General features: G+C 67.3%; 23 protein-coding genes. 16 read left to right on the top strand and 7 right to left on the bottom strand.

The window, feature by feature from the left end; genetic code table 11:
- Positions 1-70: 70 nt before the first annotated feature.
- A complete protein-coding gene (locus tag AU188_RS16345) occupies positions 71-985 on the bottom strand; it encodes a DUF389 domain-containing protein (RefSeq protein ID WP_059164701.1) in 915 nt (304 codons plus the stop codon).
- 32 nt (positions 986-1,017) lie between these two features.
- On the opposite strand from AU188_RS16345, the gene AU188_RS16340 reads away from it, so the two are divergent.
- A complete protein-coding gene (locus tag AU188_RS16340; RefSeq protein ID WP_059164700.1) occupies positions 1,018-1,392 on the top strand; it encodes an MmcQ/YjbR family DNA-binding protein in 375 nt (124 codons plus the stop codon).
- A 21-nt stretch (positions 1,393-1,413) separates the two neighbouring features.
- On the top strand, positions 1,414-2,505 hold the full coding sequence (locus AU188_RS16335) for a methyltransferase (protein ID WP_156426711.1): 1,092 nt from the start codon (positions 1,414-1,416) through the stop codon (positions 2,503-2,505).
- Here AU188_RS16335 and AU188_RS16330 read toward each other — a convergent pair.
- The gene (locus AU188_RS16330) at positions 2,477-2,956 is read right to left on the bottom strand and encodes a winged helix-turn-helix transcriptional regulator (RefSeq protein WP_059164791.1); all 480 of its coding nucleotides are present in this window, start codon (positions 2,954-2,956) and stop codon (positions 2,477-2,479) included. The genes AU188_RS16335 and AU188_RS16330 overlap by 29 nt on opposite strands.
- A 93-nt stretch (positions 2,957-3,049) precedes the next feature.
- Here AU188_RS16330 and AU188_RS16325 point away from each other — a divergent pair, with 93 nt between their 5' ends.
- Both AU188_RS16325 and AU188_RS16320 read left to right on the top strand, forming a co-directional pair.
- A complete protein-coding gene (locus AU188_RS16325) occupies positions 3,050-4,231 on the top strand; it encodes a thiolase family protein (protein WP_059164699.1) in 1,182 nt (393 codons plus the stop codon).
- Positions 4,232-4,267: 36 nt separating this feature from the next.
- Positions 4,268-5,059, top strand: coding sequence for an SDR family NAD(P)-dependent oxidoreductase (locus tag AU188_RS16320; RefSeq protein ID WP_059164698.1), 792 nt, complete (start codon positions 4,268-4,270; stop codon positions 5,057-5,059).
- Here AU188_RS16320 and aspS read toward each other — a convergent pair.
- The gene (aspS, locus tag AU188_RS16315; RefSeq protein ID WP_059164697.1) at positions 5,056-6,834 is read right to left on the bottom strand and encodes an aspartate--tRNA ligase; all 1,779 of its coding nucleotides are present in this window, start codon (positions 6,832-6,834) and stop codon (positions 5,056-5,058) included. The two genes, AU188_RS16320 and aspS, sit on opposite strands and share 4 nt — an antisense overlap.
- A gap of 78 nt (positions 6,835-6,912) precedes the next feature.
- Here aspS and AU188_RS25990 point away from each other — a divergent pair, with 78 nt between their 5' ends.
- Positions 6,913-7,092 carry a hypothetical protein gene (locus AU188_RS25990; RefSeq protein ID WP_059164696.1) on the top strand — a complete coding sequence of 60 codons (180 nt, stop codon included), beginning with the start codon at positions 6,913-6,915 and terminating at the stop codon, positions 7,090-7,092.
- A gap of 18 nt (positions 7,093-7,110) precedes the next feature.
- Here AU188_RS25990 and AU188_RS16305 read toward each other — a convergent pair whose 3' ends face one another.
- A complete protein-coding gene (locus AU188_RS16305; RefSeq protein WP_172799516.1) occupies positions 7,111-8,649 on the bottom strand; it encodes a carboxylesterase/lipase family protein in 1,539 nt (512 codons plus the stop codon).
- Here AU188_RS16305 and ypfJ point away from each other — a divergent pair.
- The 5 genes from ypfJ (at position 8,648) to AU188_RS16280 (ending at position 13,570) form a co-directional block, all read left to right on the top strand.
- Complete coding sequence (ypfJ, locus tag AU188_RS16300) at positions 8,648-9,544, top strand: KPN_02809 family neutral zinc metallopeptidase (RefSeq protein WP_059164695.1); 897 nt, start codon at positions 8,648-8,650, stop codon at positions 9,542-9,544. The two genes, AU188_RS16305 and ypfJ, sit on opposite strands and share 2 nt — an antisense overlap.
- Positions 9,537-11,183 (top strand): DUF885 domain-containing protein, encoded by a 1,647-nt coding sequence (locus AU188_RS16295; RefSeq protein ID WP_059164694.1) that lies wholly within the window; start codon positions 9,537-9,539, stop codon positions 11,181-11,183. Before ypfJ ends, AU188_RS16295 begins: the two co-directional genes overlap by 8 nt.
- A 40-nt stretch (positions 11,184-11,223) precedes the next feature.
- A complete protein-coding gene (locus AU188_RS16290; protein WP_059164693.1) occupies positions 11,224-11,898 on the top strand; it encodes an MBL fold metallo-hydrolase in 675 nt (224 codons plus the stop codon).
- An 89-nt stretch (positions 11,899-11,987) separates the two neighbouring features.
- Entirely contained in the window at positions 11,988-12,734 is a 747-nt protein-coding gene (locus AU188_RS16285) for an SDR family oxidoreductase (RefSeq protein ID WP_059164692.1), read from the top strand.
- A 14-nt stretch (positions 12,735-12,748) separates the two neighbouring features.
- The gene (locus AU188_RS16280) at positions 12,749-13,570 is read left to right on the top strand and encodes a mycofactocin-coupled SDR family oxidoreductase (RefSeq protein ID WP_156426710.1); all 822 of its coding nucleotides are present in this window, start codon (positions 12,749-12,751) and stop codon (positions 13,568-13,570) included.
- A 94-nt stretch (positions 13,571-13,664) separates the two neighbouring features.
- Here the strand turns inward: AU188_RS16280 and AU188_RS16275 are convergent, their stop codons facing one another.
- Positions 13,665-14,561 carry an acyl-CoA thioesterase gene (locus tag AU188_RS16275; RefSeq protein ID WP_059164690.1) on the bottom strand — a complete coding sequence of 299 codons (897 nt, stop codon included), beginning with the start codon at positions 14,559-14,561 and terminating at the stop codon, positions 13,665-13,667.
- A gap of 81 nt (positions 14,562-14,642) precedes the next feature.
- Between AU188_RS16275 and AU188_RS16270 the strand changes: the two genes are divergently transcribed.
- From AU188_RS16270 to AU188_RS16255, 4 genes are all read left to right on the top strand, one after another.
- On the top strand, positions 14,643-15,302 hold the full coding sequence (locus AU188_RS16270) for a TetR/AcrR family transcriptional regulator (RefSeq protein WP_059164689.1): 660 nt from the start codon (positions 14,643-14,645) through the stop codon (positions 15,300-15,302).
- Between the two features lie 109 nt (positions 15,303-15,411).
- Positions 15,412-16,635: an amidohydrolase family protein gene (locus tag AU188_RS16265; RefSeq protein WP_059164688.1), complete on the top strand. Its 1,224-nt coding sequence runs from the start codon at positions 15,412-15,414 to the stop codon at positions 16,633-16,635.
- Positions 16,636-16,709: 74 nt separating this feature from the next.
- The gene (locus AU188_RS16260) at positions 16,710-17,855 is read left to right on the top strand and encodes an acyl-CoA dehydrogenase family protein (RefSeq protein ID WP_059164687.1); all 1,146 of its coding nucleotides are present in this window, start codon (positions 16,710-16,712) and stop codon (positions 17,853-17,855) included.
- Positions 17,852-19,108, top strand: coding sequence for an acyl-CoA dehydrogenase family protein (locus AU188_RS16255; protein ID WP_059164686.1), 1,257 nt, complete (start codon positions 17,852-17,854; stop codon positions 19,106-19,108). Before AU188_RS16260 ends, AU188_RS16255 begins: the two co-directional genes overlap by 4 nt.
- Here the strand turns inward: AU188_RS16255 and AU188_RS16250 are convergent.
- Positions 19,105-20,118, bottom strand: a complete 1,014-nt coding sequence (locus AU188_RS16250; protein WP_059164685.1) for an Rv2578c family radical SAM protein — start codon at positions 20,116-20,118, stop codon at positions 19,105-19,107. The genes AU188_RS16255 and AU188_RS16250 overlap by 4 nt on opposite strands.
- A gap of 159 nt (positions 20,119-20,277) precedes the next feature.
- Here AU188_RS16250 and helR point away from each other — a divergent pair, with 159 nt between their 5' ends.
- Positions 20,278-22,455 carry an RNA polymerase recycling motor ATPase HelR gene (gene helR, locus AU188_RS16245; RefSeq protein WP_502687620.1) on the top strand — a complete coding sequence of 726 codons (2,178 nt, stop codon included), beginning with the start codon at positions 20,278-20,280 and terminating at the stop codon, positions 22,453-22,455.
- A 27-nt stretch (positions 22,456-22,482) separates the two neighbouring features.
- On the opposite strand, the gene AU188_RS16240 is transcribed toward helR, so the two are convergent.
- Positions 22,483-22,902: an Rv2576c family protein gene (locus AU188_RS16240; protein ID WP_156426709.1), complete on the bottom strand. Its 420-nt coding sequence runs from the start codon at positions 22,900-22,902 to the stop codon at positions 22,483-22,485.
- 131 nt (positions 22,903-23,033) lie between these two features.
- On the opposite strand from AU188_RS16240, the gene AU188_RS25555 reads away from it, so the two are divergent.
- On the top strand, positions 23,034-23,564 hold the full coding sequence (locus AU188_RS25555; protein WP_172799515.1) for a hypothetical protein: 531 nt from the start codon (positions 23,034-23,036) through the stop codon (positions 23,562-23,564).
- Positions 23,565-23,569: the final 5 nt, after the last annotated feature.

The following is a 23,569-nucleotide window of genomic DNA, read 5'->3' as shown; positions in this document are numbered from 1 at the left end:
CTTTCTGCATTGCGCGGAGTGTCGTGCGCAGACGCGGTCGCTCGCGGGGTGGAGTTATGCCCGAGCGCCCCTACATGCGACGGTCGGCCAGCCGGCGCGTCCACAACACCAGGACGCCCGCCAGCACTATCGCGACGAGGTTCAATGCCAGTTGGGCAGCGGATTTGGCCGCGACGTCCCAGTCGCCGACCGTCGCGGCGACGACGGCGAATCCGGCCGCGGGCACCGTCGTCACCGAGATGAAAACACCAACCAGGGCAGCGGATTTCGACGAAATCAAGGACAGCATTCCCGCGGCACCAGCCAGGAACGCGACGACGAACGACAGCGGACCGACCCGGAAGATGAAGTCGACCTGGTCCAGCTCGCTCGTGCTGCGCAGAGTGATCCAGCCGATCGCCTCGCCCGCCAGCACCGCGACCGCGGTGATGATCATCGCCACGGGAAACCCGACCAGCAGCGCGATCGCGGCCCGCCGCGCGAGATACAGCCGCCGGCGCACCAGCGATACCGCCAGCGCGGCCAGCGGACCGAATTCCGGTCCCAGCACCATCGCGCCGACCACCGTCACCGGCGAGTCGGTCACCACGCCGATCGACGCGATCAGACACGCCACGCACAGGAAGGCCAGGAATGTCACGTTGAGCGTCGACTCCTCGCGGGTTCGCACGGCAAGCTCGTCCCACACCACCGCGTCCGCGGGGTCGCCCACCGCCTCGTCCTCGGCGCGGTAGGCCCTCGTGGACAGCACGGTGTCGACGAAGTCGAGCGTGATGGCCCCGCGATCCTTGACCCGTAACGCCTTCAACGCGCCCACGACGTCGTTGGCCGACTCCCTGGCGATGTCGGCGGTGATCTCGTCGCCGCGTGGTTCGAGCGCGGCATCGCGGTGGATGACGATGTGGGTGACGCCCGGGTTGTCGCGGAGAACCGCCATGACCGCGTCGCGCTTGTCGGTCGGCGAGATCACGCGCAGATGCAGCACACCGGCACACTAGCGACTGCAACAATGCCCTCGTGGCGACATGGATGGACGTGGGCCGCATCGCCGCGGACCTCCCCGAGACAGTCGAGACCTCGCCGCGCACATGGCGAGTCCGCAAAAAGCTCATCGTCTGGGAACGGCCGCTGCGCAAAGCCGACTACGACGCGCTCGGACCGGATGCTCCCCAAGGCGACATTCTGGGTGCGCGCGTCGCAGACGAGGGTGTCAAGTTAGCGCTGATCGCCGACGATCCGGCCGTCTACTTCACCACGCCGCATTTCGACGGGTATCCGGCCGTGCTGGTGCGCCTGGACGCGATCGGGGTCGAGGAACTCACCGAACTGATCACCGAGGCCTGGTTGGCGCAGGCACCCAAAACGTTGGTGAAGGCGTTCCTGGCCGACTAATTCGTAGGCGAAGATGGCGCCATGGCAACGAAGATTCCACCGGCGGGGGTCGTCAAGGCGGTGGATCGCATCCGCCACCACCTGGCGCAGCTGCATCGCAAGCTGACGCCCGCGCCGATCGCACTCATAGAGATGATCTTGGCGACCTGGTTCTCGCAGGCCATCACCGCGGCGGCGCAACTCGGTATCGCCGACGCGCTGGCTGAGCGCCCGCTGACCCGCGACGAGCTGGCGCGCGAAATCGGTGCGGACCCCGACGCCGTCGGTCGCCTGATGCGGGCGCTGATCAGCCGTGGTGTGTTCAAGCAGAAACGCGACGGGAGATTCGCGCTCAACCCTCTCGGCGAGGCACTACGCGCCGACGCGGAGGTGTCGATGAAGGGCGCTGCGCTGTTCTTCGGCTCACGCCAGCATCGTGAGCATTGGACGTATCTGTCCGAATCGGTCCGCAGCGGCAAACCGTGGGCGCCCGTGCTGCGCGGCAAAGAGTTCTTTCAATACCTCGAGGACGAACCGGAGTTCGCGGCGTTGTTCAACGGCGCCATGACCAGTACGTCGGATATGACCGAGGCGGCGCTGTCCGCCGCATACGACTTCAGCCGGTTCGGCGTCATCGCCGATGTCGGCGGCGGGCACGGCGGGCTACTCGCCGGCGTCCTCGCCAAGACGCCGCAGGCGCGGGGTGTGCTGTTCGACTTGCCGAAGGTGGTCGAGGGGGCACCGGCGCTGCTCACCCGACGTGGTGTCGCCGATCGCGTGGTGGTCGAACCCGGCTCGTTCTTCGAGAGTGCGCCTACGGGGGTCGACGCGTACCTGATGAAAAACGTCATCCACGACTGGCCCGACGAGGACGCCGTCAAGATCCTGCGCAACATTCGCGCCGCCGCCAGCCCGCACGCCAAGCTGCTGCTGTTCGAGTTGGTGATCCCCGATCACAATCGCGAATTCATCGGCAAGCTCATCGACATGGAGATGCTGTTGTTGGCCGGCGCCAAGGAACGCACCGCCGACCAATGGCGTGATGTGTTGTCGAGAGCTGGATTTCGGCTGACACGCATTGTCCCCAGCGCGGCGCCGCTGAGCATCATCGAGGCCGAGATCGCGCCAGCCTGACACCCAGTTCCTCAGGCGGCACGTCGTGTCCGTCGGCGCAGCGGATCGCGACCGTCGCCGACGCGCCGCAGTCCTTGTGCGCCAGTTGCAGCGGCGTCGGCTTGCCGAGATGGCGCTGCCCCCACTCGAACATCGCCCAGACAACGGGCATGAAGTCACGGCCGGCGTCGGTCAGCACGTATTCGTCGCGGCGGCGCTGACCCGGTTCGCGGTACGGCCGGCGGCTCAACAGCCCGGCGTTCACCAGGTCCGACAGCCGTGCCGACGCCGCGGCCTTCGTGATGCCGACGCGGCGGCAGAAGTCCTCGAAACGGGTTGTGCCGTAATACGCCTCACGCATGATGAGGATCGCCGATTTGGTGCCGACCAATTCCATCGTCTTCTCGATCCTGCACACGCCGACGGCCGACCAGGCGTCGCGGTCGGCGAGTGTGCCCTGCAACACATTCACGAATTCCCCCATCCCTGAGTTGTTACCACTATACCCAGGTGGTATAGCTGGGTATAGAACGCTTTACTCAGAGTTGAGTCATAGGAGGCAGCAATGTCGGCATTCACAGGTCGCGACGCGGTCATCGTGGGAGCGGTTCGCACCCCCATCGGAAAGGGCAAGCCCAGCGGTGCGCTGCACGACGTGCTGCCCGTCGATCTGCTCGCACACAGCCTCACGGAACTGGTGGGCAGGACCGGTGTCGAACCCGCGCGGATAGACGACGTCATCGCCGGCGCGGTCACCCAGGTCGGCGATCAGGCGGTCAACATCGCGCGCAACGCGGTGCTCGCCGCGAACTTTCCCGAAACGGTTCCCGGCACGACCATCGACCGCCAGTGCGGCAGCAGCCAGCAGGCCATCCACTTCGCCGCCCAGGGCGTGATCTCCGGCGCCTACGACATCGTGGTCGCCGCCGGCGTCGAGTCGATGTCGCGGGCGCCCATGGGTTCCAGCGTGCTGCCCGGCAGTGACCCGTTCGGGGCGATGGCGCAGCGCTATCCCGAAGGTCTTGTGCCGCAAGGCATCAGCGCCGAGCTGATCGCCGCCAGGTGGGGATTCTCCCGTCGGCAGCTCGACGAGTTCTCTGCCGCGAGCCATGAGAAGGCCGCGTCCGCGACCAAGGAGGGCCGGTTCGACGACGAGCTGAGCCCGATCGCCGGGCTCACCACCGACGAGATCATCCGGCCCGGTACCACCGTTGACACGCTGGCCGCGTTGAAGCCGGCGTTCTACAGCCCGGCCTACGAGCAGCGTTTCCCGCAGATCGGCTGGGAGATCACCCCGGGCAACTCGTCACCGCTGTCGGACGGCAGCGCCGCGGTGCTCATCACCACCAGCGAGGTGGCCGGCCATCTCGGCTTGCGTCCACTTGCCCGCATCCACTCGATGACGGTTGTCGGGTCCGACCCGCTCTACATGCTGACCGGTGTCATCCCCGCGACGGAGAAGGTGCTGCAGCGCGCCGGGCTGACACTCGCCGACATCGACCTGTTCGAGGTCAACGAGGCGTTCGCCCCCGTCGTCCTCGCGTGGGCCAAGGACACGGGCGCCGATCTGACCAAGACCAACGTCAACGGCGGTGCCATCGCGATCGGCCATCCGCTGGGCGCCAGTGGTGCGCGAATCATGACGACTCTTGTCAACGCCCTCGAACAGCGCGGCGGACGCTACGGCCTGCAGACGATGTGCGAGGGGGGCGGTATGGCCAACGCCACCATCATCGAACGGCTTTGATCGAGCGATTTCGGCCTGCCTGAATAATCGGGAACCATGCGGGCAATCGTCACCGGCGGTAACAGCGGCGTCGGCAAGGCCACCGCGGCGGCGTTGGCGGCCTCGGGCCACAACGTGCTGATCGCCTGCCGCGATGTCGACAAGGCGGTCCGAGCAGCCGACGCAATGACCGGCGCCGTCGAGGTGGCCGCCCTGGATCTCGGCGACCTCGCCAGCGTGCGCGCGTTCGCCGGATCGGTGAAAACCGTTGACGTGCTGGTGAACAACGCCGGTGTGATGGGCATGCCGTTGACTCGCACCACCGACGGTTTCGAGTCGCACATCGGCATCAACCACCTCGGCCACTTCGCGTTGACCTGTCTGCTGGCTGACCGGATCACCGACCGGGTGATCTCGGTGGCCAGTGCGACGTATCTGTTCAGCAGGATCCACCTCGACGACCTCAACTGGGAGCGCCGCAAGTACTCGAAGTGGGCCGCCTATGGCGAGTCCAAGCTCGCCAACCTTCTGTTCGTCGCGGAGTTGGCGCGTCGCGGTGTGCGCGCCTACGCGACGGATCCGGGCGCCACCGACACCGACATCACCCGTTCCCTCGGCATGGGCGAGCACCGGCGGATCCGGCGCCTGATGCACACCCCGGCCCAGGGTGCTCGCGCCACTCTGCAAGCTGTCACAACCGACCTGCCCAGCGGCACCTACCTCGCGCCACGGTTCAACCAGTTCGGACCACCGAGGGTGACGCGCTTGCGACCCAAGGCGGTCGATCCGGTGATGGCCCGACGGCTGTGGAAGCTGTCGGCCGAGCTCACCGGGTGCGACTGGGCTTAGCCGTTCTTGTCGTCGGCCTTCGGCTTGGCGTCGATGCCGGATTCCTTGCGCTGTTGCGCGGTGATCGGGGCGGGTGCACCGGTCAGCGGGTCGACACCACCGCCGGACTTCGGGAACGCGATCACTTCGCGGATCGAATCCGCCCCCGCGAGCAGCGCAGTGGTGCGGTCCCAACCGAATGCCAGCCCGCCGTGCGGCGGCGCGCCAAAGCTGAACGCTTCCAACAGGAATCCGAACTTCTCCTCGGCTTCGGCCTTGTCCAATCCCATCACCGCGAACACTCGCTCCTGAATGTCGCGGCGGTGGATACGGATTGAGCCTCCGCCGATCTCGTTGCCGTTGCACACCACGTCGTAGGCGTCGGCCAGCACACTGCCCGGGTCGCTCTCGATGCGGTCCTCGAACTCCGGCTTCGGCGCGGTGAACGCGTGGTGCACCGCGGTCCACGCACCGGATCCGACCGCGACGTCGCCGTGAGCCGTCGCGTCATCGGCGGGCTCGAACAGCGGCGGGTCCACGATCCAGGTGAACGCCCACGCGTTCGGGTCGATCATGTCCAACCGCTTGGCGACCTCGATGCGCACAGCGCCCAGCAGCGCCCTCGAACTCTTCGCCGGACCGGCGGAGAAGAACACACAGTCGCCCGGCGATGCGCCGACATGGGCGGCCAGGCCGTCGCGTTCGGCATCGGACAGGTTCTTGGCGACCGGACCGCCGAGCGTGCCGTCCTCGCCGATGAGCACGTAGGCCAGTCCTCGGTGCCCGCGCTGCTTGGCGAAGTCCTGCCAGGCGTCCAGCGTGCGTCGGGGTTGAGTTGCGCCGCCGGGCATGACGACGGCCCCGACGTACGGCGCCTGAAACACCCGGAACGGCGTGTCCCTGAAGTACTCGGTGCACTCGACGAGTTCGAGTTCGAAGCGCAAATCGGGTTTGTCCGAACCGAATCGGCGCATCGCATCGGCGTACGTCATCCTCGGCAACGGCAGGGGCACGTCGTAGCCGATCAACCCCCACAGCGCGGCGACGATCTCCTCGGATACCGCGATCACGTCCTCGGCGTCGACGAAGCTCATCTCCAGATCCAGCTGGGTGAACTCCGGCTGACGGTCGGCGCGGAAGTCCTCGTCGCGGTAGCAGCGCGCAATCTGGTAGTAGCGCTCCATGCCCGCCACCATCAGCAGCTGCTTGAACAGCTGCGGGCTCTGCGGCAGGGCATAGAACGATCCCGGCTGCAGCCGGGCGGGCACCAGGAAGTCGCGGGCGCCCTCCGGTGTCGAGCGCGTCATCGTCGGCGTCTCGATCTCGACGAAGTCGTGACGCGCGAGCACTTCACGGGCGGCGGCATTCACCTTGGAGCGCAACCGAATCGCGTGCCCTGGACCGTCGCGGCGCAGGTCGAGGTAACGGTACTTCAGCCGCGCCTCCTCACCGGCCTGTTCGTCGAGCTGGAACGGCAGCGGTGCGCTCTCCCCCAGCACGGTCAACGACGTCGCGTTGACCTCGATCTCCCCGGTGGGAATCTCCGGGTTGGCGTTGCCTTCGGGACGGATCTCCACGACGCCGTCGACCGCGATGCAGAACTCAGCGCGCAACCGGTGCGCCGCCTCGAGCACGCCGGCCTCGCGGAACACGACCTGCGAGACCCCCGACGCGTCGCGCAGGTCGATGAAGATGACGCCACCGTGGTCGCGGCGGCGCGCCACCCAGCCGGCCAACGTCACCTTCTGGCCGGCGTCGGTGGGCCGCAACGATCCGGCGGCATGACTGCGCAACACTGAAAACTCCTGAGGAAATCGCCCGACGAGACAACTGCCCAAGTGTAGAGGGGGCGATTCCGCCGGTACGTTGGCGCTGTGGATGAGCGCTCGCGCCAAGACCGTGTGCGGCTGCGGACTCCGGCGCGCCTGGTGCTTCCCGATACCGCCGCCGCCAAGCTCGGGATGACCCTTGGCCGGCCGCTGATGGCCTGGATGTTCCAGAAGTTCCTCTACAACTTGCGCGACTACTCGGCCAAGAGGTTCACCACCGCGTGATCCGCGCCGGGCAGACGCTCAGTACAGCCCGGCCCACGCCCGGCGACGCTCGGCGTCGGGGTCCTCGACGATGTCGTCGCGGGCCGACATGATGATGCGGGTGTAGCGGTGCTCGGTGTCGTACACCGGCCAGTCGTGCCCGCTGGACCACCGGATCTCGCCGGTTTCCCACCCCTTGGCGGCGAAGTCCAGCCAGGTCCGCTGCATGCGCCGTCCGACTGACGGCTGCAACCGGCGGCCGAGTGGGTGCATCTTGCGGCCGAGGTACGACGTGTAGCTGTGTTGAATGTGCACGATCTCGCTGCCGTGGGTCGCCCCGAGGCCGAGCATCCGCAGGCTGAAGCCGACGTGGTCGAAGCGGTACATGTGCGTCGGAGCGTGGCCGCTGTAGGCGTCGGCGAACGCCCAGGCCGGTCCGCCGAACATCACGTCGGAGCCGAATGCGATCAACGCCCTGCGGCGCGGATAGTCGGGATATGCGGCCAGCACCCGCTTCTTGGCGTCCGGGGCGACGCGCTCGAAGTAGGCGTCGATCGATGCGCGGGTGGTCGGCAGCATCGGCGGTTTGGTCCAGGCGAACATCGACGCTTCGTGGCTGTTGGTGCCGATGATCAGCGGCACCCGCGGCAGCCTGCCGTCGCGGGCGGCGTCGACCGGATGACTCGGCAGCAGGTCGCCGCCGTAGGTCAGCCCGTAGAGCAACGTCGGCGTGGTGGCGGCACTTTCGAGTTGCAGGCTGCCCGCGGCGCGACGCAACTGGCGCTGCGGTAGCCGCTTGACCTCGGCGACGGGCACGCCCAGGCGGCGCAGGAACTCGTGGGCCTGGTTCGCCCGGGCCTCCCGGTCGGCGATCAGCGGCAGTGCCGGGCTCTGCGCGATCGCCCGGGTGAACAACCCCTCGGCGGCCGGGCTGGCGAGCAGTGCGAGCACCGACGTGCCACCGGCGGACTCACCGAACACCGTCACGCGGGCCGGGTCGCCGCCGAACGCCGCGATGTGGTCACGAATCCAACCGAGCGCGGCGATCTGGTCCCGCAACGCGAGATTGTCGTCGAACCCTTCGCCGAGGTCGCCGAGCTCGAAACCACCGAAGACGCCGATGCGGTAGGTGATGTTGACGACGACCACGTTGCCGTTGGCGGCCAACCGTGAACCGTTGTAGAGCTGAAACTGCCCGGCGCCGTAGACGAAGGCACCGCCGGGGATCCACACCATCACCGGCAGCGATGCGCTGGTGTCCGGAGACCACACCGTCAACGTCAGGCACGCTTCGTCGCGCACCTTGGGGTCGTCGCGGCCGCCGCCGACAAACGATTTGCCCTGCGGTGGCAGCGGTCCGTGCTCGATTGCGTCCCGCAGACCCGACCACGGCCGCTTCGGCTCGGGGCCGAGGAATCGGCGATCGCCCACCGGTTGCTCGGCGTAGGGAATCCCGCGCCAGACCCCGACGCCGCCCTCGGTGGTGCCGCGGAGATCGCCGAGGTCGGTGTGCACGACGCTCGAATGTCTGACAACGAGTGCCACGACCGAATCGTAGTGTGCAAAGCTGAACGTCATGACCTTCAACGAAGGTATGCAGATCGACACGAGCACCACCTCGTCGAGTGGCGGTGGGGGCGGCCCGGGCCGGGGCATCGCGGTCGGTGGCGGAGTCGGCGGCCTGGTGATTCTCGTCGTGGCGTTGTTTCTCGGCGTCGACCCCAGCTCGGTGATGCCCCCGCAGGGCCAGTACGACAGCCAGGGCGTCGAGACACCGGGCTTCGATCTGAGCCAGTGCAAGACCGGCGAGGATGCGAACGAAATCGTGCAGTGCCGAGTGGTGGCGACGGGTAACTCGGTCGACGCGGTGTGGGAGCAGTTGCTGCCGGGTGAGTACGTGCGCCCGCACATGAAGTTGTTCAACGGATCGGTACAGACCGGCTGCGGTCCCGCCGACACCAGCGTGGGGCCGTTCTACTGTCCGCCCGACCAGACCGCATACTTCGACGTCGAGTTCTTCGATGTGCTGAAGAACCAATTCGGTTCCAGCGGTGGCCCGTTGGCGCAGGAGTACGTCGTCGCGCACGAGTACGGACATCACGTGCAGAACCTGTTGGGTGTGCTCGGCCGGTCACAGGGTCCGGGTGCTGCAGGCGCGACGGGCGCGGGGGTGCGCACCGAGTTGCAGGCCGACTGCTATGCCGGTGTCTGGGCACACTTCGCGTCGATCACCAAGCAGGAGGGCACCGACGTGACGTTCCTGGAGCCGTTGACCGACAAGGACATCGCCGATGCGCTGTCGGCGGCGGCGTCGGTGGGCGACGACCGCATTCAGCAGCAGGCCACCGGCCGGGTCAACCCCGAGGCGTGGACGCACGGTTCCGCGGCGCAGCGGCAGAAGTGGTTCACCGAGGGCTACCGGACCGGCGACCCGAAAGCGTGCGACACCTTCGCGACCAACGACCTTGGGTAGGGCACCCACGGCCGTCGACGCCGTCGCCGAACGCTACCTCGCGACGTTGGCCGAGCTGGACCCCTGTGCGGCAACGGAAATGGGCATCGCCGGCTACGACGACGAGATCACCGACTACTCCCCCGACGGTGTCGCGGCGCGTGCCGACGCAGCGCGCAACGCGCTTCGTGAACTCGATACCGTCGCTGGAGTCGACGCGGTCGACGAGGTGACGGTGGCCGCGATGCGCGAACGCCTCGGCATCCTGGTCGAAATCAACGACGCCGGCCTCGACGTCGGCGAAATCAACGTGATCGCCTCGCCGCTGCAGTCGATGCGCGACGTGTTCGATCTGATGCCGACGGAAACCGACGAGGACTGGGCGGTGGTCGCCCGCCGGCTGGCACGGGTTCCCGAGCGCGCGGCCGGTTACGCCGACGCGCTGCGTGCCGCGATCGCGAGCGATCATCCGCCGGCGGTGCGTCAGGTGGTGCGGGGCATCGATCAGGCCGCGAGCATCCAGCACCTGTTGGTGGTGATGGTGGCCGACGCCGCGCCGCGTAATTCCGCGCTGCACGACGAACTTCAGCACAACGCCGCCGCCGCCGCGAACGCCTACCGTGAACTCGGCAGGGTCCTCGGGGACGAGATAGCGCCGCACGCGCGTGCGGAGGACGCGGTCGGCCGCGACCTCTACCGGTTGCGGTCGCGGTCCTTCCTCGGCGCCGAGGTCGATCTCGACGAGACCTATGAGTGGGGCCTGGCTCAGTTGCAAAGCATTGTCGCAGAACAGGAAGGCCTCGCGCAGCAGCTCTATCCGGGCGCCTCGATCGCAGACGCACTGCGCCGCCTCGACGGCGAAGAGCGCTACCTGGTGCACGGCGTGGAAGCGCTGCAGGCCTGGATGCAGGACCTGTCCGACCGTGCGGTCGAGTCGCTCGCCGACACGCACTTCGAGATCGCAGAACCGTTGCGGCGTCTGGAATGTCGTATCGCGCCGACGCACACCGGTGGCATCTACTACACCGGCCCCTCGGAAGACCTCAGCAGACCGGGCCGCATGTGGTGGTCGGTTCCGCACGGAGTGGAGACGTTCCACACCTGGCAGGAGACGACGACCGTGTTCCACGAGGGGGTGCCCGGCCATCACCTGCAGATCGGCCGCGCCGTCGTGTTGGCCGACCAACTCAACCGCTGGCGCAGGCTGGGCTGCTGGGTGTCGGGACACGGCGAAGGCTGGGCGCTGTACGCCGAACGGCTGATGGCCGAACTCGGCTGGCTCGACGATCCCGGGAACCGAATCGGAATGCTGGACGCACAACGGTTTCGCGCCGCTCGAGTGGTCATCGACATCGGCGTGCACTGCGGGCTGACGGCTCCCGACGGCGGCGTATGGGACGCCGAGCGGGCATGGGAGTTCCTGGTGTCGCACAGCGCGATGAACGAGGAGCACCTGCAGTTCGAACTCGACCGCTACCTCGGGTGGCCGGGCCAGGCGCCGTCGTACGCGATCGGCCAGCGGATCTGGCAGCAGCTGCGCGACGAGACGCTGAGCCGAGGCATGTCGCTCAAGGATTTCCACAGCCGCGCACTGGATCTCGGCGGTCTACCGCTCGACGTGCTGAGGTCGGCGCTGTCGGGCGGTTTCGCCTCCAGCTGAGTCCCTTCTTTCGCCGGCCGAGAGTCTCTACCGTTAGCGCATGCAATCCGTGACCGTCACCCCGAACCTCACCATGCTCGTCGTCGACGGCTGGCAGGTCTACGTATGGCGGGACGGGGATTCGGTCACGCTGATCGACACCGGCGCACCCGGATCGGGTGCGGCCATCAGCGACGCAGTACCCGGTATCGACCGAATCGTGTTGACGCACGGGCACGTCGACCACACCGGCTCGGCGGCCGAGCTACGGGGGCCGACCGGGGCCACGGTGATGGCCGGCGCCGGCGACGCCGCGGCGATCCGCGCTGGCTCCGCCCTCCCCCCACCGGTGTTCGAAGAGTGGGAGGTGCCGATCCACGAGCGGGTCGCGGCCGGACTGCCCGCTGCGGCGGACCCCGTGCCGGTGGACCGGGAGCTGCACGACGGCGATGTCCTCGACTTCGGTGGCGGCGCCGAGATCCTGTCCGTGCCGGGGCACACCGAAGGCAGCATCGCGATCCATTTGCCGCGCCACGGCGTTCTGCTCACCGGCGACACCATCGCCAACGTGGGAACGGTCATGCTGGGCACCTTCAACCAGGACCGCGCACGTACGGTGGCATCGTTTGGACGGCTCGCAGCGCTCGACGTCGACACCGCGTGTTTCGGGCACGGCGAGCCGATCGTCTCGGGTGCCGGCGCCCGCCTCCGCGAAGTGGCTGCCACACTGAAGTGATTTCGGTGTAGTTGGTTGCGCAGAACGCACCCAACTACAGCCGAATCGCCCAGCGAGTACCGTCACACCGTCACCGAAGGAGTCCAGCCATGCGCATCGCTGTCGCGGGAGCGACGGGCAACATCGGCGCCCGCACCGCCGCCGCACTCGAACGCGACGGCCATGAGGTGGTGAGGATCAGCCGCTCAGTCGGCGTCGATCTGATGACCGGTGCGGGTCTCGACGAGGCGCTCACCGGCGCGGACGCGGTCATCGACGCGATCAGCGCACCACCCACCGACCGTGAGAAGACGACCGAATACTTCGGGGCCACCACGCGCAACCTGCTTGCCGCCGAACATCGGGCAGGAGTGCGCCACCACGTCCTGCTGTCGATCGTGGGGATCCACGGCATCGAGGGCAACGCCCACTATGCGGGTAAACGTGAACAGGAACGCCTCGTCGCCGAGGGACCGGTGTCCTGGACGGTGGTGCCGGCCACCCAATTTCACGATTTCGCAGCCATGGTCGCCGGTTGGACCGAGCATGACGGAGTGGCCACCATCGCGCCGCTGCTCGTGCAGCCGATCGCGCCCGACGACATCGCCGAGGTCCTCGCCGAGGTCGCCACCGGCCAGCCCCAGGGCCGGTACGTCGACGTCGCCGGACCCGAGCCGCAAGACCTCGTCGACATGGCCCGCCGCACCCTCGAAGCTCGCGGCCGCCGGGTCAAGCTCATCCCGACCTGGGATGGCATTTTCGGCCCGTCGATGGCCGGAAACGTGTTGCTACCGAGCGAGAATGCCCGCATCGCTGCGACGACATTCGACGACTGGCTCGCCGCGGGCGCCGAGTAGACAGGAGCACCAGCGTGACGGAACTTCCCTTGGCGGGCAAGGTGGCCTACGTGACGGGCGCCGCCCGCGGCCAAGGCCGTTCGCACTGTGTCCGGTTGGCCCGCGCCGGCGCCGACATCGTCGCGATCGATGCGTGCGGACCGGTCGCCGAACACAACGGCTATCCGCCCACAGCACCCGAGGACCTGGCCGAGACGGTGAGCCTCGTCGAGGGCGAAGGACGCAAGATCGTCGCCGACCGAGTCGACGTCCGCGATGCGGCCGGACAGCAACGCGTCGTGTCCGACGCGCTCGAGCAGTTCGGTCGCCTCGACATCGTGGTCGCCAATGCCGGCGTGATGAATTGGGGCCGCCTGTGGGAGATCTCGGCACAGCAGTGGCAGGACGTTCTCGACATCAACCTGACCGGCGTCTGGAACACCATCAAGGCAGTGGTGCCACCGATGATCGGGGCGGGCAACGGCGGGTCGATCATCAACATCAGCTCGGCGGCGGGCATCAAGGCCGTTCCGGGTGCGGGCCATTACTGCGCCAGCAAGTTCGGCGTTGTCGCATTGACCAATTCGCTCGCCATTGAACTGGGCGAGTTCGGCATTCGGGTCAATTCCGTTCATCCGTACGGCACCGACACCCCGATGGGCAACGACACGTCGATGTGGCAGACCTTCGCCGACCATCCGACCTATATCCACAGCTTTTCGCCCGGCGCGCTGCCGACCGAGTCGCTGGCCGACCCCAACCTGATCTCCGACATCGTGGTCTGGCTGGCCAGCGACGCGTCGTCACTGGTGACCGCCGCCCAGATCCCAGCGGACAAGGGCTATCTCAAGATCTGACCCCACGCGTAAGCAGGGGACAGACGCAAATTGGCCCATTCTCGCGGCGTGTCGGGGCAATTTCCGTCTCCTCGCCGATAGTGGTGACGCCAGCTTAGAGCCGGGACTGTTCCTTGATGGCCGTGTCGGTCGTGCGCAGCGGCCGGATCAGCGCGTCCTGTGCGAACGATGCGATCAGCTCACCGGATTCGGTGTGCACCGTGCCGCGCACGTACGACATGCCCGCCCCGACCTGAGTGCTCTCGTGGCCGTACAGCAGCCAACCGTCCCACCGGAACGGCTCGTGGAAGCTCACCGACACCGTCATCGGAGCGGTCGACACGGTCAGGTGCGACTGCGCCGTGCCGATGCCCTCGTGTGCCCGCATCGTCGTCGAAATACCCAGGTGCCCAGTGAGATAGGCAATGAGCGCCTTCGCGAGCTCGTCGCGGGTCGGGATCGGGTCGTAGTGCACCCAGGCGTACAGCTCCGGCGGCCCCACCTCGTCGGGGCTGTTCACGTCGACCACGTCGATGAGCCGGATCTCCCTGCCGGTCATGGGCATCCGGGCGTCGTTCGCCTCGGCGGGCGGCTTGACGTCGGGCCGCGGCAACGCGTGGCGGATGACGTCGGGCGTTGGCACGTCGGTCAGCACCGTGACCGTCACGCACCGCTTGCCGTTCTGCTTGGCCGACACGATCGCGGTTGCGGTCGACCGGCCTTCGTTGACGACGTCGATCTCCAACTCCAGCGGACCGGCCCCGACCATGACCGCACGCGAGAAGACCGCGTACACCGAGCGCACCGACTTGCCCCCGAAGCGTTTCGCCACCGCCACGATGACCTGGGCGAGCACCTGCGTGCCCTCCACCACCTGCCGGTCCTGCTCGCCGGCGGGACCGGTTTCGGCGATGAATCGGTTCTCCCCGTCCGGCCGCACGTCGAACAGGTCGAGCAGCTCCTCGACCGTCCAAAGCTCCTGGGCTGGCTTCTGCGCTGAGTCTGTCGTCATGACAGGGAACAGTAACCGAGCTTCTACAAAAGCGGTAACGTCATTACCAGCGAACCACCGATGAGCGGGAAGGTGCCGACGATGGCGAAGGCGAGCGGACGAACGGCGGCCGGAACCGCCCGGCCCGCCACACCGGACGACCCCGCCGACCCCGAATCCCGGCCCAAGCGCTTCATGAAATCGGCGCTGGCGATCCTCGGAGAAACCGGCCGCACGGACTTCACGGTGCTCGAGGTCGTCGAGCGCTCCAAGACGTCGCTGCGGTCGTTCTATCAGCACTTCTCCACCAAGGACGAGTTGCTGCTGGCACTCGTCGACAAGATCATGTCCGAGTCGACGCGCCGGTGGCGCGAGGACACCGCCGGGCTGCCGGCGACCACCGCCCTGCGTGTCCTCGTCGACCGCATCTGCACCCCGCCGGAGACGACGACCCAGGACAAGGTCAACCGCGGCCTGACCAACTACAACGACCGGCTCGCCGAGACGTTGCCCCGCGAGTACGCCCGGGTGCTCTCGCCGGTGCACGAGCTGATCAAGGACATCATCAACCGCGGGATCGCCGAGGGCGTCTTCCGCGCGGACGTGAACGTCGAGGCGCGAGCGGCGCTGATCATGCAATCCGCGCTGGGTGCGATCCGGCTGCAGGTGCTCGGCGCCGAGCTCAACGGCGTTCCGATCGGCGCCGACGACATCTACAACTACTGCCTGAGCGGGCTCACCGGCCCGGCCGACCCTGCCTGACCTGCGTCGCACCGACGAAAAATCACCTTCTCGACGCCGCTGTTTTCGCTGGTACGAAAGTGGTAATGTCATTACCACGATCAGCCAAGCAGACTTCCAGGAGGCGCAAATGGCCCGCCAGCTTCCCTACCCGGTGTTCGACGCCGACAACCACTTCTACGAGCCGAAAGAGGCGCTGACCAAGTTCCTTCCGGAGCACCGCAAGCACGTCATCGACTACATCGAGGTCCGCGGACGCACCAAGATCATGGTTCGCAACCAGGTCAGCGACTACATCCCGAACCCGACCTTCGAGGTCGTCGCCCGACCCGGTGCGCAGGAGGAGTACTTCAAGCACGGCAGCGGCGGCAAGAGCTTCCGCGAGGTCATGGGCAAGCCGATGAAGGCCATCCCCGCCTTCCGCGAACCCGCCGCGCGACTCGAGGTGATGGACGGGTTGGGGCTCGACTATTCACTGATGTTCCCGACGCTGGCCAGCCTCGTCGAGGAACGGATGAAGGACGACCCGGAACTGATCCTTGACGTCATCCATGCGCTCAACGAATGGATGTACGAGACCTGGCAGTTCAACTACGAGGACCGCATCTTCTCCACGCCGGTCATCAACCTGGGCATCGTCGACCGCGCCCTCTCCGAACTCGAGTGGTGTCTGGAACGCGGCGCCAAGACCGTCCTGGTCCGTCCCGCCCCGGTGCCCGGCTTGAAGGGCACCCGGTCGTTCGGTCTGCCGGAGTTCGACCCGTTCTGGCAAGCGTGCGTGAAGGCCGGTATCCCGGTGTCGATGCACGCCTCGGACTCCGGATACGCCGAGTACCTCAACGACTGGGAGCCCGCCGACGAATACCTGCCGTTCAAACCGACGGCGTTCCGCATGGTCTCGATGGGCAAGCGCCCGATCGAGGACTCGATGGCCGCGTTGGTGTGCCACGGCGCGTTGACGCGGAATCCCGATCTGCGCGTCCTGTCGATCGAGAACGGCGCGGACTGGGTGCCCTACCTGTTCAAGCAGTTCGACGGCGTGTACAAGAAAATGCCACAGGAGTTCCCGGAGAATCCGATCGAGGCCTTCAAGCGCGGGGTGTACGTCGCGCCCTTCTGGGAGGACGACTTCAAGCAGATGGCCGATCTCCTCGGCGTCGACCGGGTGATCTTCGGTTCGGACTGGCCGCATCCCGAGGGGTTGGCCGAGCCGACGCACCTTATCGACGACCTGCAGGGTCTCGACGCGGAAGGGCAGCGGAAGGTCATGGGCGGCAACATGATCGACTTGTTCAAGGTTCCGAACGAGATCGTCCACAACCCCGACGTGCCTGCGCTCGTCATCCCGGCCTGACCTAGGGCCACCCGTCACGAACGTGCGTGTCGACCCGTCGGCACGCACGTTCACACCACCACGAAAGCGAGCCCGTGACCGACAGCGCGAACAATCCCGAGGTGCTGCTCTTCGCCTCGACGGCTCAGTCATTCCTCGAAAAAGAGGTGCCGCTGAGTCGAATACGCGAATTGCACGACGCGGGAGCCGCGTTCGATCGCGACTGGTGGCGCCGAGCCGCCGAACTCGGCTGGACCAGCCTGCTCGTTCCCGAGGAGCTCGGCGGTGGCAGCGTGTCCGGCGGCGTCTCCGGCGGCGTCAGGGACCTGGCGCTGGTGGCCGAGATCGCCGGAAAGACCGTCGCACCCGGTCCGCTGCACCCCGTCAGCACCGTGCTGGCCGGGCTGGCCGAGGCGCCCGACAACCATCAAGACACCATCGAAGCGCTGATCACCGGTGAGTCGGTGGCCACCTGGGCGGTCTACGAACCCGGTCGGCCGTGGTCGCCGCTGACGCCGTCGGTCACCGCGACACCCACCGGCACCGGCTTTCGCATCGACGGTGTCAAGGACCGGGTCGAGGCCGGCGCTGTCAGCGAAATATTCCTCGTCACAGCGCAATCCGACGGTGCCGTGCGCCAGTTCCTGGTACCCGCGGATGCTCCCGGGGTGCGGGTGGAATCGCAGCGCTCGATCGACATGGTGAAGAGCTACGCGCGGGTGCAGTTCGACGGCGTCGAGGTCGGCGAGACCGCGGCCGTCGGGTCGGCCGAGCAGACGCCCGCGTTGATCGAGCGGCAGAGCCAGCTCGCGGTGCTACTGCAGTGCGCCGAGATCGTCGGCATCCTGGAGACGGTGCTCGCCTTCACGATCCAGTGGGGTTTCGACCGACATTCGTTCGGCCGTCCGCTGGGCTCGTATCAGGCGCTCAAGCACAAATTCGCCGACCTGAAGATCTGGTTCGAAGGCTGTCGCGCAACGACGAACGCCGCGGTGACCGAGGTGGCATCACGCTCCCCCGGCGCCGAGATGGCGGTCAGCGTCGCGAAATCCTATGTGGGCGAACATGCACCAGGAATGCTTCAGCTGTGCGTGCAACTGCACGGCGGCATCGGGGTGACCTGGGAGCACGACCTGCACTTGTTCCTGCGACGGGCCACGCTGTACCGCTCGCTGTTCGGCACACCCGAGGACCACAACCTGCGCGTCTATTCGCTCACCAAGGCGGAGCAAGCCTCATGACCGACACGACATCCGCCCGCGCGACCACGCAGGAGTCGGTCGAGGAGTTCGCCGCCCGCGCCGAACGGTGGCTGGCCGAGAACATGCCACCGATCGACCCGAACGACCCACCCGAACACGACCGCGGCGAGGAAGAACCCTGGCAGCGGGCTCGGGAACTTCAAAAGAAGCTGTGGGACGGCGGATTCGCCGGCATCTGCTTCCCGAAGGAATACGGTGGTCTCGGCCTGCCGATCGCATATCAGAAGGCGTTCGACAACGTATCCCGCTGTTACGAGCTGCCGGTCATCCTCAACACCCCGACGTTCACGATCTGCGCGGCCACCATTCTCGACACCGGCAGCGAGGAGCAGAAACGCCAGCACATCTCCGCCGTCCTGCGTGGTGAGGAGGTGCTCGTGCAGCTGCTGTCCGAACCCAGCGGCGGCTCCGACCTCGCCGGCGTGATCACCCGCGCCGACCGCAAGGATGACAAATGGGTCATCAACGGCGCAAAGACCTGGAGCACAAGCGCATTCGCGGCCGACTACGGGTTGATGCTGGCCCGCACCAACTGGGATGTGCCCAAGCACGAGGGCCTGACCATGTTCCTGGTGCCGATCAACAGTCCCGGCATCACCTTGCGCCGCATCAAGCAGGTCAACGGTTCGGTCGAGTTCTGCGAGGAGTTCTTCGACAACCTCGAACTCGGCGACGACGCCGTCGTCGGTGAGGTCGACGAGGGCTGGCATGTGGCATCGCGCCAGCTGTACCACGAACGGCGCGCGGTGGGTGGCGGCTCGGAGTTCGCCAGCGGCGTTGGCGCCGAGGGCAAATCCGACGTGCCGATCGACTACGTCGCGCTGTTGGAGAAGATCGGACACCCCGACAACGAGCGCCTTCGCGAGATGGCGGGGCGCGCGCTGGTACACCGCGCGGTCCGCGAGCAGTTGATCGACCACGTGTACCACGGCGTACTCGACGGCTCGCTGCCTCCGGCGGCGGGTTCGATCATCCGCATCGCGCACGCCGACATCCACCATCTGGAGTTCGACACCGCGTTGGCCATCACCGGCAGCGCCGGCGTGGTCGACGTCGACGGTGACCTGATCCGCTACGGCGAGCGGTATCTGTCCCGGCAGGCCGCAGCGCTCGGCGGCGGGACCACCGAGATCGCGCGCAACATCATCGGCGAGCGAGTTCTGGGCTTCCCCCGCGAACCGGCCGCCGACCGCGGTGTGCCGTTCAAAGAAGTCAGGCGTAACAGGGGCTAGAACAGTGTGGGCTGCACCTCGGCCGGCGGTGCGGGCGGTGGGTCCGCGACCCGGAACGATCGGCGGTCCGGCGCCAGCCCGTGCTTCGCGACGAGGGGTGTGGCCCTGTCGCGCAACATCTTTCGGTAGTCGGGCGGCAGGTAGGCCCCGCGGCGGTAGAGCTCGCGATACCTTGGCACCAGTTCGGGGTGATCGCGGGTCAGCCAGTTCATGAACCAGCCGCGCGTGGAGCCACGCAGATGAAGTCCGAACACCGTCACGCCGGTGGCGCCGGCCGCCGCGATCTGGGCGAGCAACGCATCGAGATGCTCGACCGAGTCGGTCAGATACGGCAACACAGGCGCCACCATCACATGACAGTCCAGCCCGGCATCACGGATCGCGGCGATCAGGCCGAGCCGAGCCTGCGGTCCAGGCGTCCCCGGCTCGACCCGCTTGTGCAGCTCGGGGTCGCCTACCGCGAGCGAGACCGCGACGCTGACGTCCACCCGCCGCACGGCCTCGCTGAGCAGCGGCAGATCACGTCGCAGCAGGGTGCCCTTGGTGAGAATGGAGAACGGCGTGCCCGAATCGGTCAGCGCCGAGATGATGCCCGGCATCAGCGCGTAGCGGCCTTCGGCCCGCTGGTACGGATCGGTGTTGGTGCCGAGCGCCACCGTCTCGCGTCGCCACGACTTGCGCGACAGTTCGCGGCGCAGCACGTCGGCGACGTTGGTCTTGACCACGACCTGGGTGTCGAAGTCGCTGCCGCAGTCGAGGTCGAGGTACTCGTGGGTGGGTCGGGCGAAACAATAGCGGCAGGCGTGCGAGCAGCCGCGATAGCCGTTGACGGTGTACTTGAAGGGCAGCGCCGATGCGTTGGGCACCTTGTTCAGCGCCGACTTGCACAGCACCTCGTGGAAGGTGATGCCGTCGAACTGCGGCGTCCGCATGCTGCGCACGAAACCGATACGCTGCAGGCCGGGCAGCGCGCCATCGTCGACGCCTACGCCCTGACCATCCCACCGCATGCATTCGATTCGAACTCATGTTCGATGCGGTGTCAAGGTCGACCGGTTCTCTCTTCAAGGTATAACGCGCCAGGGGACTTGCGGCAAGGCCGGGGTGATGGCTCAAAATCGCTGGCCTGACCCGAAACTCGGTGGTGGGCTGGAAGAAAGTGGGGCGGGGTGTCGATCAACGGCTACGACGGCGAATTGCGGTCCGAACAGCGTTACATAACCGGTTTGTATGCGCGCCTCGACGCCGAGCGCGCCCGAGTGCAGGAGCGCTACAGCGCGGCGCTGCGTGGTGACGGCGGGTCGCTCGTCGACCGCGACGCGGAGGTGCGAGCGGTGGCCAAGCGGATGAATCGCCTGGACGTGGCCGATCACGGATTGTGCTTCGGCCGGTTGGACAGCGTCGCAGGCGACCGCCTGTACATCGGTCGGATCGGGTTGTTCGACGAGGCCGACGAGTACGAACCGCTGCTGCTCGACTGGCGGGCGCCGGCGGCGCGCGCGTTTTACGTCGCGACCGCCGCCAACCCCAAGGGCATGCGTCGGCGCCGCCAGTTTCACTCCCTCGGGCGTCGCGTCACCGACTTCACCGACGAAGTCCTGGGCAGACCCGCCGGCGGCGAGCGCGGCGACGCGGCGCTGCTGGCGGCGGTCAACGCGCCGCGCGGCGACGGGATGCGCGACATCGTCGCGACGATCCAGGCCGAACAGGACGAGATCATTCGACTCGACCACCCGGGCGTCCTGGTGATCGAAGGTGGACCCGGCACGGGTAAGACCGTCGTCGCCCTCCACCGCGTCGCGTATCTGCTCTACACCCAGCGGGAGCGGATGGAACGCCACGGGGTGCTGGTGATCGGCCCGAACGCGGCGTTCCTGCGCCACATCGGCCGGGTGCTGCCGTCGTTGGGCGAGACCAACGTCGTCTTCATGACGACCGGCGACCTCGTTCCCGGTGTGCGGGTCACCGCCGAGGACGAGCCGGATGCGGTGCGGGCGAAGGGCTCGTTGAAGATGCTCGACGTGCTGGCGGGCGCGATCGCCGACCGGCAACGCGTCCCCGAGCGGCCGCTGCCCGTCAAGCTGGCCGACGTCACCGTGCGGATCGATGCCGAGACCGCCGAGTGGGCCATTCAGGAGGCGCGGGAAAGCGGTCTGCCGCACAACGACGCCCGGCCGGTGTTCATCGACGTCATCACGTGGGTGCTGACCGAGCGCGCGATCGCCCGGATCGGCAAGGGCTGGTTGACTCGCGACGACAAGCAGGCATGGGAGCACCTGCGGGCCGAACTGCTCGACGAGCTCGGTGATCACGATGAGTTCGCTGCGGCGCTCGACCGGCTCTGGCCCGAGTTGACGCCGCAGGCACTGTTGGCGGAGCTTTACGAATCCCGTCAAAGACTCACTGCCGCAGGGGCGGACGACTCGCTGTGGCGCGCACAGGGCGACGCCTGGACGGTGTCGGATGTGCCGCTGCTCGACGAACTGGTCGACATGCTCGGCGGTATCAAGCCCGATGTCGCCGCGGACAAGGAACGGCAGGAGGAGGCCGCCTACGCCGCCGGGGTGCTGGACCTGATGGTCGCCCGCGAGGATTTGATGGACGACGAGGACCATCTGATCGCCGCCGACCTGCTCGAGGCCGAGGAGCTCGCCGACCGCTTCGTCGAACGCGATACCCGCGACCTCGCCGAACGCGCTGCCGCGGACCGCGATTGGACGTACCGGCACGTCGTCGTCGACGAAGCACAGGAGTTGTCCGAAATGGAGTGGCGGGTGTTGATGCGTCGCTGCCCGAGCAAGTCGTTCACCGTGGTCGGCGATCTTGCGCAGCGCCGATCGGCGGCGGGCGCGACGTCATGGGCCGCGATGCTCGATCCGTATGTGGCTGGACGTTGGGTCTACCGGCCGCTGACGGTGAACTACCGCACGCCGGCGGAGATCATGGCCGTCGCCGCCGGCCTGTTGGGCGAGTTCGCTCCCGGGGTGCAGCCGCCCGAATCGGTTCGCGCCAGCGGTGTCCGGCCGTGGTCACGACACGTCGATCAGGACGAATTGCCGCGGGCCATTGAGGATTTCGTCTGCGACGAGGCCGGCCGCGAGGGCACCTGCGTCGTGATCGGGCCACCGGGGGTGCCGGGAACGGTGTCACCGGCCGAGACGAAAGGCCTGGAGTTCGACGCGGTTCTGGTCGTGGAGCCGGACCGGATCCTGGCCGCCGGCCCTCGCGGCACCGCCGACCTCTACGTCGCTCTGACTCGCGCCACCCAACGACTCGGTGTGCTGCACTGCCAACCGTTGCCGCCGGCCCTGAGTGGACTGTGCCAGGTGGAAGCCGTGGCCGACTGACCGAACGTCAGACCGCCAGCGACGCGTTCACCACTGGCTCAGCTGGCACTGCACGGTGTAGGGACCGTCCTGCTGCACGGCGATCTCACCGTCGATCGTGATCTCGCAGTGCGGGTTCGGCGGGGCCGTCATCGCGTGCACGCCGGTGCTCGCGGTAAGGATCGCCCACTGCGGGTCCTCGAGCGTGGTCTCGAACACCCACGGCACGCCGGGCGCCAGGTTCACCGTCTCCTTCTTCAGGTAGGCGTACGCGTCGGCGTTGTAGGCCTCCTTGCTCGGAGGTTGCGCTATCAGATAGTTGAGCTGGAAGTCGGCGGCGCCTGTCGACGTCAACGTGTACCGGACCTGATGACCGGCCGACTGAGCGTCCGCCGTCGCGTGGCTGACCGCGACCGACGCCGCTGCCACCATGAAGGCCGCCCCGACCTTGGCTGTAGCTGTTCGCATGACCGTCACATCGCCGGACGGTACCAAACCGTTACAGGCGCCTTGGGCGAGCGCCCGCGTCTGCGCGCGACACGCCGCCATCATTCGACGGTTTGCGCACGTTCGCGACGGGCGAATGGCACAGTTCACCCGTGGACAGCCCAACCGAGAGCCGCGTGCTCGCCGACACCGGCGGGCTGGTCGTCACCGACGACGGCCGGCGGGTACTCCTCGTCGACCGAGGCACTGGACCGCTGACTGTGCTGGCATTCGTTCTCGGGATTCTGACACTCGTCGTGGCGGGTTTCGGTGTCGTCGCCGTACTGTCTGGCGTTCCGTCCCGTGCGTTGGGAGCGGCGTTCGTGGCGGTCGGCGTGGCACTTGCGGCGGTGACGTTCGTCATCGTGCGCAAGTTCCGTCGCATGCGGTGTCGACCGCTGCACGAGTGCCGACCGACAGCGGTACTCGACCGCAAGCTCGGACTGTTCAGCTATCGCGGCGGCGCGCTGGTGCAACTCGACCAGGTGCGGTTCGCCCGGAAATTTCAGATCGGTTCCAGCTCACCGAAACTCGTAGCGCTGACTCCGGGCGGGTCGAAGGTGCTCAAGCGCGGCAATCCGTTCGACGGTGGGGTCGGCCACCTGGATGAGCTGCTCAACTCCGTCGCCCGCGGCGCCGGCTGAACGCA

Source organism: Mycobacterium sp. IS-3022, from assembly GCF_001500065.1.
Taxonomy (GTDB): Bacteria; Actinomycetota; Actinomycetes; order Mycobacteriales; family Mycobacteriaceae; genus Mycobacterium.
This window is presented reverse-complemented; position numbering and strand designations above follow the sequence as displayed.

Excerpts from the sequence above, each read along its gene's own strand:
- AU188_RS16335 (WP_156426711.1), top strand. The coding sequence starts at position 1,414 with ATGGCAACGAAGATTCCACCGGCGGGGGTCGTCAAGGCGGTGGATCGC.
- AU188_RS16325 (WP_059164699.1), top strand. The coding sequence starts at position 3,050 with ATGTCGGCATTCACAGGTCGCGACGCGGTCATCGTGGGAGCGGTTCGC.
- AU188_RS16320 (WP_059164698.1), top strand. The coding sequence starts at position 4,268 with ATGCGGGCAATCGTCACCGGCGGTAACAGCGGCGTCGGCAAGGCCACC.
- ypfJ (WP_059164695.1), top strand. The coding sequence starts at position 8,648 with ATGACCTTCAACGAAGGTATGCAGATCGACACGAGCACCACCTCGTCG.
- AU188_RS16305 (WP_172799516.1), bottom strand. The coding sequence starts at position 8,649 with ATGACGTTCAGCTTTGCACACTACGATTCGGTCGTGGCACTCGTTGTC.
- AU188_RS16290 (WP_059164693.1), top strand. The coding sequence starts at position 11,224 with ATGCAATCCGTGACCGTCACCCCGAACCTCACCATGCTCGTCGTCGAC.
- AU188_RS16285 (WP_059164692.1), top strand. The coding sequence starts at position 11,988 with ATGCGCATCGCTGTCGCGGGAGCGACGGGCAACATCGGCGCCCGCACC.
- AU188_RS16275 (WP_059164690.1), bottom strand. The coding sequence starts at position 14,561 with ATGACGACAGACTCAGCGCAGAAGCCAGCCCAGGAGCTTTGGACGGTC.
- AU188_RS16270 (WP_059164689.1), top strand. The coding sequence starts at position 14,643 with ATGGCGAAGGCGAGCGGACGAACGGCGGCCGGAACCGCCCGGCCCGCC.
- AU188_RS16265 (WP_059164688.1), top strand. The coding sequence starts at position 15,412 with ATGGCCCGCCAGCTTCCCTACCCGGTGTTCGACGCCGACAACCACTTC.
- AU188_RS16255 (WP_059164686.1), top strand. The coding sequence starts at position 17,852 with ATGACCGACACGACATCCGCCCGCGCGACCACGCAGGAGTCGGTCGAG.
- AU188_RS16250 (WP_059164685.1), bottom strand. The coding sequence starts at position 20,118 with ATGCGGTGGGATGGTCAGGGCGTAGGCGTCGACGATGGCGCGCTGCCC.
- AU188_RS16240 (WP_156426709.1), bottom strand. The coding sequence starts at position 22,902 with ATGCGAACAGCTACAGCCAAGGTCGGGGCGGCCTTCATGGTGGCAGCG.